The sequence below is a fragment of the Marinagarivorans sp. genome, from assembly GCF_982758155.1.
In genome coordinates, this window is the sequence record NZ_CEXWTU010000140.1 from 2,189 (window position 1) to 12,972 (window position 10,784).

At 41.3% G+C, this 10,784-nt stretch carries 10 protein-coding genes; 8 read left to right on the forward strand and 2 right to left on the reverse strand.

The features are described 5' to 3' along the window. The 7 genes from AC3A8L_RS14110 to AC3A8L_RS14140 all read left to right on the forward strand — a co-directional run. Positions 1 to 562: DegT/DnrJ/EryC1/StrS family aminotransferase (locus AC3A8L_RS14110; RefSeq protein ID WP_487962909.1), on the forward strand; the 562-nt coding region annotated here is incomplete at its 5' end. Beyond that, a complete protein-coding gene (gene pseF / locus AC3A8L_RS14115) occupies positions 559 to 1,272 on the forward strand; it encodes a pseudaminic acid cytidylyltransferase (protein ID WP_487962910.1) in 714 nt (237 codons plus the stop codon). The genes AC3A8L_RS14110 and pseF, both read left to right, overlap by 4 nt. Then, entirely contained in the window at positions 1,265 to 1,648 is a 384-nt protein-coding gene (locus tag AC3A8L_RS14120; protein ID WP_487962911.1) for a hypothetical protein, read from the forward strand. Before pseF ends, AC3A8L_RS14120 begins: the two co-directional genes overlap by 8 nt. Positions 1,649 to 1,660: 12 nt before the next feature. After that, on the forward strand, positions 1,661 to 1,834 hold the full coding sequence (locus AC3A8L_RS14125) for a hypothetical protein (RefSeq protein ID WP_487962912.1): 174 nt from the start codon (positions 1,661 to 1,663) through the stop codon (positions 1,832 to 1,834). Positions 1,835 to 1,836: 2 nt separating this feature from the next. Further along, the gene (locus AC3A8L_RS14130) at positions 1,837 to 2,445 is read left to right on the forward strand and encodes a formyltransferase family protein (RefSeq protein WP_487962913.1); all 609 of its coding nucleotides are present in this window, start codon (positions 1,837 to 1,839) and stop codon (positions 2,443 to 2,445) included. Continuing rightward, positions 2,438 to 3,502, forward strand: a complete 1,065-nt coding sequence (gene pseI, locus AC3A8L_RS14135; protein WP_487962914.1) for a pseudaminic acid synthase — start codon at positions 2,438 to 2,440, stop codon at positions 3,500 to 3,502. The genes AC3A8L_RS14130 and pseI overlap by 8 nt, the downstream gene beginning before the upstream one ends. A gap of 1 nt (position 3,503) precedes the next feature. After that, positions 3,504 to 4,070 carry a YdcF family protein gene (locus AC3A8L_RS14140; protein WP_487962915.1) on the forward strand — a complete coding sequence of 189 codons (567 nt, stop codon included), beginning with the start codon at positions 3,504 to 3,506 and terminating at the stop codon, positions 4,068 to 4,070. 323 nt (positions 4,071 to 4,393) lie between these two features. Here AC3A8L_RS14140 and AC3A8L_RS14145 read toward each other — a convergent pair whose 3' ends face one another. Both AC3A8L_RS14145 and AC3A8L_RS14150 read right to left on the reverse strand, forming a co-directional pair. Beyond that, on the reverse strand, positions 4,394 to 5,392 hold the full coding sequence (locus AC3A8L_RS14145) for a discoidin domain-containing protein (protein WP_487962916.1): 999 nt from the start codon (positions 5,390 to 5,392) through the stop codon (positions 4,394 to 4,396). A gap of 957 nt (positions 5,393 to 6,349) precedes the next feature. Continuing rightward, complete coding sequence (locus AC3A8L_RS14150; protein WP_487962917.1) at positions 6,350 to 8,416, reverse strand: motility associated factor glycosyltransferase family protein; 2,067 nt, start codon at positions 8,414 to 8,416, stop codon at positions 6,350 to 6,352. Positions 8,417 to 8,685: 269 nt separating this feature from the next. Here AC3A8L_RS14150 and AC3A8L_RS14155 point away from each other — a divergent pair, with 269 nt between their 5' ends. Continuing rightward, a complete protein-coding gene (locus tag AC3A8L_RS14155; protein WP_487962918.1) occupies positions 8,686 to 10,539 on the forward strand; it encodes a putative bifunctional diguanylate cyclase/phosphodiesterase in 1,854 nt (617 codons plus the stop codon). Positions 10,540 to 10,784: the final 245 nt, after the last annotated feature.

A 10,784-nucleotide genomic window follows, 5' to 3' on the forward strand; every position in this document is an offset into this window, starting at 1 on the left:
GGCGGTAGTGACGAACGACGCAGAGCTGGCAAACCGTATTCGCCAGCTCGCGAGCCATGGGGTAGAGCGGGACAGTGAGTGTTGGCAGTATGAGGCCGTCGCCCCGTGTTATTACGAGCAGCAGGCACTGGGTTTTAATTATCGGTTAAGCGATATTCATGCGGCTTTAGCTTTATCGCAATTGAATAAGTTAGATGTGTTTGTCGAGGCGCGACGAGAAAAGGCGGCACTGTATTTAAAGGGGCTATTAGATACCTCACTGCAACTGCCTGTAGAGCATTCTAATTGTTATTCGGCGTGGCATATTTATGTTGTTACGTTTGAGTCGTCGGATCAGCGTGATCGCTGCTATGCCTTTTTGCGTGAGCATGACATTCTTACTAATGTGCACTATATGCCTATCCATAAGCAGCCATATTATCGTCCACTCGCACGATATTTTGGTAGTGAGTTCCCCGCGGCTGAGCATCATCATTCCTGCTCACTGACATTGCCGTTATTTGTGACCTTAACCGCTGAGGAGCAAGCGTTGGTGATCTCATGCGTGAAGGCAAGTTTATGACAGTTTCAGCTTCCACAGTACTGGCATTAATACCCGCACGAGGTGGCTCAAAGCGCATCCCCCAAAAAAATATTCGCCCGTTTTTGGGTAAGCCTATTATCGAATATGCCGTTAAAACTGCGCAAATTAGTAGTTTATTTGACGATGTTGTTGTTTCAACGGATTGTGAAAGTATTGCAGCGGTTGCGCGTGATAGTGGCGCCACAACGCCGTTCCTTCGCCCTGTACATTTAGCCGATGATTTTGCAGGTACGCAGGCCGTTGTTGAGCATGCAGTGGCTACGTTGGCAGAGCAGGGCCGCCACTATGATTATGTTTGTTGCATTTATGCGACCAATCCATTGCTGCAGACTGAATCCCTTATTAGCGGATTTAATTTATTGTTAGAAGGCGAATGTGACTATGTTGTTTCTACGGTCGCGTTTGATTTCCCCATTCAGCGAGCTTTAATGCGTGATGGCTCCCGTGTCATTCCTTATCAGCCAGAGGCAATGGTCGCACGATCACAAGATTTAACGCCGATGTATCATGATGCGGCGCAATTCTATTGGGGGAAAAGTGAAGCGTTTACAGAATCACGAAAATTGTGGGGGGGTAAGACGCGTGCGGTCGTGCTACCAGCCTCTCATGTACAAGATATTGACACCCTGGATGATTGGGGTGTTGCGGAAATAAAATATCAGCGCTTGCAGGAACAGTCACGTGGCTAATGGTCTTGTGTTATTTCGCGTGGATGCGTCTCATTTTTTGGGTAATGGGCATGTTGTCCGCTGCGTGGCATTAGCCGAAGCGCTTCTTGATGAAGGGTATGCATGTGTGTTTGCTTGCCGTGACTTACCGGGAAATGCGATTACTTGGTTGCAGCAGCGATTTTTTGAGGTTGAAATATTATCGGCCCCCGAAACGGTAGTGCCTGCCAATCGCGATGATTTTACAGCTTGGGGGAAAAGTAAACCTCTGTGGGATGCTCATGAATCAGCGAAAACGTTAAATCGAGATGACGCAACATGTATAGCCAGCAGCGCAGAGGAAACAGTTTCAAAAAATATAAAATTGCTAGTTGACCATTACTCCGACACTAAATAGCGGAAGTGTGTAATGAAATTATTTAATAAATTGAAAGCTATCCACCATCAGATGTTAGAGGCTAGAAAGGACGAGCGACCTAATTCGCCTAAAGAACTTAAGGGCTTGAGTAAAGAGTTTAGCTTTACCGTTGGGATGTTTAACGGCTCTTTAGCTGAAGGCAGGAAAAATAATGTGAGTAATTAGTAGTGAGGCGTCTAAATGAAAATGAAAATCCTATTAAAAAGGTTCTCTTTTTAGGCTATAACGAGTCACAAAGTGAGCTCATTAGAGCGCTTATTATTAAGAACTGTTTGGTAGATCATACTGACGAAAAAATTGATGGAATTAGTGGGTATGACTTTGTAGTTAGCTATGGGTATGGTCACATCCTAAAGCCTAATGTAATCGAAGATCTTGGATGCCCAATATTCAATCTTCATATTTCGTATCTTCCTTATAATCGCGGCGCACACCCCAATTTTTGGTCATTTTTTGACAATTCTCCAGCTGGTGTAACAGTTCATCTTATCGATGATGGCGTTGACACCGGGCCAATCGTTAGTCAAAGGTACGTCAATTTCAAAAAAGAGGAAGATACCTTCCTAAAGACTTACAAAACACTTGTCGGAGAAATGGAAAGTCTATTTTTAGATTGTGTGGATTCAATACTTACCGACAAGTGGACTGCAAAGAAACAAAGAGGTATTGGCACACATCACTATGTAAGAGACTTACCATCAAACTTCGCTGGCTGGAATTCAAATATAGAGAAAGAAATCGCAAAGCTTAATCAGGAAGGGTTGAAGTATGAATAATTCAAAGTTTTCTATCGGTTTTCGAGACATTTCAAGTAAGTTTCCCCCTTACATAATTGCAGAAGTGTCAGCAAATCATAATGGATCTATTGAGCGAGCTAAGGCGACAATTATTGCTGCTAAAAATGCTGGAGTCGATGCGGTAAAAATTCAAACTTATACGCCAGATACCATGACCATTGATGTCAAAAATCCGGATTTCTATATTACAGATGGGCTTTGGAAAGATAGATCTCTATATGATCTTTATAGCGAAGCTTATACTCCGTTTGAGTGGCATAAAGAGCTATTTCGATATGCTCAAGAGGTTGGCGTTACGCTATTTTCCTCTCCATTTGATGAAAGTGCTGTCGATCTTTTAGAGTCGCTTAATACTCCAGCTTACAAAATTGCTTCGTTTGAAATTGTTGATTTACCCTTAATTAGGTACGTCGCAACAAAGAATAAACCGATTCTTATGTCTACCGGGATGGCGTCGTTAAATGAAATCGGTGAAGCAATTGAAAGTGCTAAATCAGCTGGAAATAATAAGATTGCGTTGTTTCATTGTATTAGTAGCTATCCAGCACCCATAGCCGAAGCTAGCTTGAATTTTATTAAAATATTGCGCAAAGAATTTAACATTCAGGTAGGGCTTTCAGATCACACGATTGGTAATCTCGCTAGCGTTGTCGCAACCTCATTAGGAGCTACTATCATAGAAAAACACTTTACTTTGAATCGGAGTGATGGAGGAGTTGACAGTGGTTTTTCACTTGAACCGATGGAAATGAAATCACTTGTTGAGCAGACAAAAGAAGCCCATTGTGCTTTAGGTCCTAACTCTTTTATTCGTTCGTCTGTAGAAGATTCGAATAAGGTTTTTAGGCGTTCGCTATATTTCGTAGACGATGTAAAAAAAGGTGAAATAATAACGAGTAAGCATGTGCGACGTATTCGCCCAGGATTTGGTTTGGAGGCAAAATATTTTGATGATGTGATTGGCTCTGACTGTCTGAAATCGGCAAAGAGAGGTGATAGGCTAACATTTGAACACTTTCGAACTGGAAATATTTAGTATGAAATTTTTAGTCGTTTTATCTCACCTAATGTCTCAAAAAAGTGAACTGGGCGCAGAATCATGTGCGCGTGCAAGATTGGCAATTGAGAAATTTAATGCTGATAAGTATGAGTTTTTAATTACTAGCGGTTGGGATTATCGCGGTGATTGCGAAACACCCATATCGGATGTTGTAAAAGATTTTATAGTTGAGAATTCAGACATCGAGAGTGATTCCATTGTATCACTCTCGATGTCAAGAGATACCGTTGGTGATGCGTATTATTGTTTAGAGTATTTGCAGCAATATCCGATAAAGCAGCTACATGTAGTAACGTCGGATTACCATGTGAGTAGAGCAGAAATAATATTCAAAAAGTTTTTTTCAGATTGCGTCAGTGTCACAGTTTGTGGTGCGAAAACTATTCCCATAAATGACGAAGAAGTTCTGATGCACGAAGCACGATCACTTAATGCTTTTGAACGAACATTCTTGGGGGCTGACTGCTCTGATATGCGCTCTATTCATCATACACTTTCAATAAAACATCCTTTCTATAATGGTGAAATATATCCCAAGATTTAGTGATTTTGAGTGATTGCTGACTAGTCTGAAGCATTCAGGTGAAAAGGCCCGCCAAACCAAACCAAACCTAGCCTCGGTCGCCCTTGGAGTTCGGCCCTCCAAAAGATTATTTTTATCACGTCTCGTAATTTCATCAAAGAGCTTTTGCTCGCTGTTCGGTGGTTCTGGGCCATTTGTTTTAGTTGTTTTAATTAAGTTTTAACATCTCACGCAGCGCTATCCTTAGCGCTGCGTGAGATGTTAATGAATTGGCTGGTGCACTTTCTCATTGAGGCTGGCATCAGTAATTGTACAAAAAATTGAGTGGGTGTCCTTCCATTATTTTAGTTTTGGTAAATTTCAAGTTCACTAATTTGAACAAAAGAGTCGCCGTAGTTATTGCTTAACAATAACCTTAAATATCGGGTGCTAACATCTGAAGTCAGGGTTACGAATTGATCTCCCACATTGTCTAAAGTAAAGGACTGTTCATCATGGAATGTAATTCCGTCATTAGAGGTCTGCACCGTAATTTCTTTTGGTAATCGTCCAAGGTTCAGCGCTGCAGTATTAAGTGCGACTCTAAAGCTCGACGCTGTTGCAGTTTGCCCAAAATCAACTTGTAACCATTGGTTTGTATTTAGCCCTGCAATTGAAAGCCATTCCCCCCTATTAATTTTTTGAGTTGCATCACTATTGAGTAGGCTTGTGTAAGTATGACCGTCAAAAGCTCCTGCTGGACTATCTAGGTGATATGAACTGCTTGCGGAATAGTTTTGGATTGATAGATGATTGGTTCCAATTAATGCAATGTTTTTATATTGACCAGATGTATCAAGAGTATTTATTTTTTCTATCAGCTCAAAAGATATCGTAGACTCGTTTGGAATTGAGTATGCTTCCCCAGCTACACTGCTTTCTTTCTTGTGCATTAGCTGTAGAAAATCGTCAGCGTCTAATTTTGTATAAAAATAAGCGTTGTTAGTAGCGAGTCCAGCCGGACCTTCTTTACGAGTACCACCATATGCATAGGAGCCATTTAGAATATTTAGGCTATTCTTCATAATGTACGTTTTTACTTGACTACGGCTGAGGCTATTACTATTCCAATTTAGTTGATAGCTAACCCTGTATATACCTGACGTATTGATAGAAAAATTTGTGGCATTTGTAATTGCAACATTGCCAGAGTTAATATCCTTTGTGTCAAACATGTAGGGTGCGGAGGTATCAATGTGCACATTGATACCTCCGGTCATGTCCGAATACTGATCAACACTTGCGTTAACTTGTAAAGATGAAATGCTAATAAATAGTATTATTGTTTTGCTGATAAAGTTCATAAGGTAATTTCTCTCGATAATTGTAGTGTTCCCTGCGCTCAGTAAATATTTCTATGGGTTTCTGTTTTTTCAGACTTTAGGGGTCGCGCAGATATTGGTTAATTTGTAACGTATATTCTAATTGTTTGGTATGATATTGCGTAGTTAAAAAAGTTTTTATACTAATTTTTTAAGCGTAAATTTAGAATGGATTGCTAAGGCTTTAAATAGTTAAAGCTTACCGAAATAGGGTAGTAAAAATAGCATGAAGGTGGAAGAGCTAAGGTCTATAGTTTAACATGTTTAGTTTAAAGGCGCGTGTGTATGAAGTGAAGTGTCGAAATTTATTATTTTTTACATAGCTAATTCTTGTCATTAAAGTTCATTGGGGGGGGCGCTATCGTGAAGTTGCATTAACAAAATTGGAATGGTTGATAATATGGGTGTGCCAGCGCAAGTGATGTCAAAATACGCCCAAATCAATATGAAAAATATTTCTTTTAATCGTAGAGGAGGGGACTCGCCCTTAGCATCTACCAAGGTACTCTTGTGCAACTAATTAACGTCTTTTCTTTTGATGTTTTGAAGTGGTGGTGGCAGTGCTGAAATATATCTGGTGTTTACGATGGTGAAGGTTTTTCCTCTGTTGTGCCAAAATGAGGTCCGCACCTAACCACCTAAAACATTTACTCATTTTTAAAAATCGTGTAAATCTTCGCCGCAGCCCAACTAGCCTTTAAGCTGCCAAGGCACTAAGTTCTCCAAAGGATCGCTTTCATCGCACCCGGCCTCAGCAAGGATGCGTGGGGGTAGACTTTGCAGGAGCGCAAGGTCGTAGATGGCCTGAGCGGCCCAGAAAATGATCAATTTCCCGGCCTATTTGAGCATGGCTGAATAGGTACAAATTTTTTAAGTAACGCCAAAGTTTTTTGTTGCTGACTTTCGTAGTTCTTGATTTTTCGTGCTCTTCATTTTTAATCAATCCTTTACCTCCAGTCGCACGGCTTCTTTGTCAGTAGTGGTGTCGCACAGTAAGGGTGTTTTTTCCATAAACGTAAAAGCGTGATCTAATAGTTTTTGATACTGTTCTCGCCCTTTGCGGTAACTCTCTAAAAATTCTTGTTCATTCCGGCTAAATAGTGTTGATTGGACTAGTAGTGTAAATGCAGAGTTAATGCTGCCTCGGAATAGAAGCTTATACAATGGCTTTGTCGTAAGAATATGCTTGAATATCCTTTGCATTGTTGTATGTAATTCGGCTGAATTTTTTATGCGTGCAGGTAGGTCAATCCGGTTCTTGAGTGCCTGTAAGTCTTTTAAATGGCGCTGTTTAAATTTTTTCTCAGTAATCGTTTTGGGCGATAGCGTTTTTATGTTTTGGGTAAGTAGTTGGTTAATGATATCTGTTTTATGGGTTTCGGTAAAAACAGGGAGGTCTTCAGTTACGGTGGGTATCGTTCCATCGATATAGGCGCCGTCGTTGGGGTTGTATATCGATAGTTTAATGCCTTGGCGATTAACCTGCGTGATCAACATTTCCATGCTGCTTCTGGTGGAGTGAAGAATTGGCGTTGTTGATACTTCGCCACCAAAGTTCCCGGCAATTTTGTAGTTGTTTGCGCTACTGTTACTTTTCTCCTCTTTTTTCTTTTCAATGTCGTAATAAATGCTTAATGATGAATGATGATTATCATCGTCTTTCATTCCTAAGTCGACTCCCACCAATACTATTGTACGAAAACCGAGTACCAGAGCCGCCGATAAGCCAGCGTTTGTTACCGTTGGGTTGCACAGTACAAGTTTTGGGGGGGTTTTTTCGGGGTAGGTTTCTTCAATAAGGAGCGAGCCTAAATCATTAGGTTTTAGTGCCAGGCAAACATCGTCAAATAGCTCGGTCATTTGTGGTGCTGCAGTGTTTAGGCAGATTAGACGTATGCCTTTTCTATACTCGGCAGTTGTGCCGTGTTTAATATAGGAGGGGGTTGCCGCGTTGCGTTCCATTTCAATATGGAAGTCTGGCTTAATTCCTGTTTTTGCGAGTGAGCTAATGGCAGTGCCGCAGGTGATGATAATGGCATTATCGTGGTTGTTTCGAATGTAGTCGATATGTTTGTCTAGCGATGGGCCATTACCAATTAAAATAACGGGCGTGTTGTGTATGGGAGGGGTGTTGCCATGAAGGTAAGGGAAATGTTGGTTGATGTTGTGTACTGTATGCGCAAGGCTAATTTGTTCATCATCAAAAAAACCGGTGCCGGCTGCCGCTAGATGAAATTCTTTACGATAGACCTCTAAAAATTCGCTTTCCTTTTTACTGTTGAAATGGCGAAAAATATAGGTGTAAACAATATTAAAAAGACCAATTTTGTCCGTTAGAAGCTTCATATCTGTCATGGCATCTTTTGGTGAAACGCCAATAAAGAGTTTAAGCATTCGTCCTTTGCTACACATCTTATTTAAAATGGGTATCCAATCTATAGTGTGTAACGCGGCATAAAAGGAATCTTTATGTGGATCGAAAATGCAAAGATTGTAGATGTCTAATTCTTGCACACATTTTTCGATATGATAGCCAAGCCCGCAACCTGTTACTAACATGAATCCAATAGGTACATCAATATGCCGTTTTTGAAGACCTTTTAGTGGTGAATATTGATCGATTAAATTATTGATGATAATGGGGTGTATGTGCTTATCATTGCTAATTCTGGTTTTTCCGAAATTAATGTTTGATAAGGTAGGCGTTTTCTTGAACGCTTCAAATTGTTCTTCGCAAAAAACGGCTGGGTCACCTGTGTAAACGGGTTTGTTGTTGAGTTTATAGTTTACAAGGTTTAAAAATCCATCATCGGTATAAAGTAGGCGCAGCTCCTCCGGTTGGTAGTTATGAAACTGATCATAAATTTGAGGGGCAACCTGCTTGAACGCCTCTAAGTTGCGCTTAAAGGTGAGCTCCAGTTTCATTTGAAGTTGTTGCATTTCAGCTTGACGCAACATTTGTTGAATATTTGACGCTGTACTCGATTCCGTGTGCGTTTCAGTCATTGAAGGTGCCTGTTTTCTGACGTATTGATCAAAGAAAGGCGTGATTAACCGGCTAAATACAAAAGAATATGGCAAACACGCGAGTATGCTCTTATTTATTTTTTATTTAGCAAGATATAGGCCTATAGGTTTTCTCGCCTTAAAACGACTGTTTTTTATAGGCAGGGTGCTGTGTTAGTAGATTTGATCTTAACCGCTTATCGGTCATCACTGTGGATTGATAAGCTGTGAACTAAGCTAACGGAAAGATCATACTTTGTGGTTATAACATGCCAAAAAAACCTAGAAACAAAGGACTCGTAGATCGCCAGGTGCCGCCCCATGTTGCCGCGGCACCTGGGGCTGAGGTGGCAGTGCAGTCTAACGCTATTAATGATGGTGTTAATAAAAAAGATGTGAGCGCTTGTTTAAACTCGGCATTAGCTGGATTGTTGATGGAGTTGCCAGTTTTTGTCTGCGTGTTAAATGATGAGGGTGACATAGAGTATGTTAATAATCGCTTTGATGTCTTCGAGGGTGTTTCAAGGGATTACCGCTACCGCAATAACTTAGCGAGCTTATTTCCTGCGGGTTATGAGGAGCATATCGAGGGTTTAAATGTTGAAGATGAATTTGAGTCTGCGAAAGGCCTAGATTTGAATTTCAAACATAAAGATCATTCAACGCACAATTATCATGTGGTTAAACTTCGTCATCGCATTGAAAGCGGCGATATCTGGTACCTTATTGTAGGCGTGGATGTTACCGCCCATCGGCAAGCTGAGCACTCGTTGCGGGACCATAAGTCTAGGTTGGATTATATGGTTTATCACGACCCTTTAACGGGGTTGGCTAATCGCTCACTTTTTTATGACCGTATTTCTAAGGTGTTAAGCCGTGCTGAACACACGGGAGACCATTTTGCGCTGGTGCTGATTGATCTCGATCGTTTTAAAAATATTAATGATAGTCTTGGTCATGATGCTGGCGATGTTCTGTTAAAAATTGTCGCTGAAATATTAAGTGAAGAATTACGAGAGACGGATTCTGTTGCCAGACTCGGCGGCGATGAGTTTGTTGTTGTGCTGGAAGGGGTGCGTAGTATTTCTGATGTTGAGCTAGTTGCTGGCCGCATTCTTAATCGTTTGGCGCTGCCTATACGCTTACAGGGTCACGAGATTACCTCTACGGCGAGTATTGGTATAAGTTTTTATCCGCGCGATGGTGATTCGATAGATCAGTTGCTTAAACATGCGGATATCGCAATGTACCGAGCAAAGTCTGCGGGCAAAAATCGCTATGAATTTTTCTTAAAAGAAATGAAAGCCACGCTGGTAGATTCGTTACTGTTGGAAAACGAACTTCGGCGCTGTATCGAAAACGAAGAAATGATTTTGCACTACCAGCCACAAATTGATTTACGTTCAGGTCGCATTGTGGGCCTGGAGGCTTTAGTGCGCTGGCCACATGCCGAACGTGGAATGATTTCACCGATGGATTTCATTCCGCTTGCTGAGGATACCGGTCTTATTGAGCCGTTGGGTGAGTGGGTGTTGAGGCATTCGTGTCAGCGGTTTCAGGCTTGGTTAATGTCGGGGCTTAACTTTGGAAAAATCGCAGTTAACCTATCGACCAAGCAATTTCGTTTAAGGCGTTTTGAGCAAACAGTCATGTCGATATTAATGGAGACCCGTCTGGCGCCTCAGTATTTGGAGTTAGAAATTACTGAAAGCTCGGCTATGGAGAATGCGGAAGAGGCTATTCATATGTTGAATTGTCTTAGTAAATTGGGGCTTTCTTTGGCCATTGATGATTTTGGTACGGGTTATTCGTCGCTGGCATACTTACGACGTTTCCCTATTGATAAGTTGAAAATTGATCGCAGTTTTGTGAATGATATTGATGAGGATGGTAGCGGTTCAGCAATTGCGAAGTCTATTATTGATCTTGCGCACAACTTGAAGCTAGAGGTGTTGGCAGAGGGCGTGGAACATTTGGATCAATCTCACTGGTTGCTGAGTAAGGGCTGCAATCAAGTACAGGGGTTTTATTATTCAAAGCCGCTGCCTGAGGATCAATTGTTAGCTTTGGTGAATAGTGATCGCGCTGAGCGGGATTCGGCGGGTGTACGTTTGTTGTTGTAATTTGCGATGTTTAATAGAATGTTGCTACGGCCAGATGGTAAATAGCATCCAATAAAAAAGCGGTATTTACCGCTTTTTTATTGGATGCTATTTTTTTCAAAAGTCATTTTGGGTTAACTTTTTGTAACTATTCAGTCATGCTCGAATAGGCCGGAAAATTGATCACTTTCTGGGCCGCTCAAGCCATCCCTGGGCGCTATGCAAGCGTTCCCGACGCTTGAATGCCCAGAAAATAATCAATTCGC

Bases quoted from the DNA above. Each gene is read 5' to 3' on its own strand.
- AC3A8L_RS14140 (WP_487962915.1), top strand. From the start codon at position 3,504: ATGAAATTTTTAGTCGTTTTATCTCACCTAATGTCTCAAAAAAGTGAA.
- AC3A8L_RS14125 (WP_487962912.1), top strand. From the start codon at position 1,661: ATGAAATTATTTAATAAATTGAAAGCTATCCACCATCAGATGTTAGAG.
- AC3A8L_RS14155 (WP_487962918.1), top strand. From the start codon at position 8,686: ATGCCAAAAAAACCTAGAAACAAAGGACTCGTAGATCGCCAGGTGCCG.
- pseI (WP_487962914.1), top strand. From the start codon at position 2,438: ATGAATAATTCAAAGTTTTCTATCGGTTTTCGAGACATTTCAAGTAAG.
- AC3A8L_RS14150 (WP_487962917.1), bottom strand. From the start codon at position 8,416: ATGACTGAAACGCACACGGAATCGAGTACAGCGTCAAATATTCAACAA.
- pseF (WP_487962910.1), top strand. From the start codon at position 559: ATGACAGTTTCAGCTTCCACAGTACTGGCATTAATACCCGCACGAGGT.
- AC3A8L_RS14145 (WP_487962916.1), bottom strand. From the start codon at position 5,392: ATGAACTTTATCAGCAAAACAATAATACTATTTATTAGCATTTCATCT.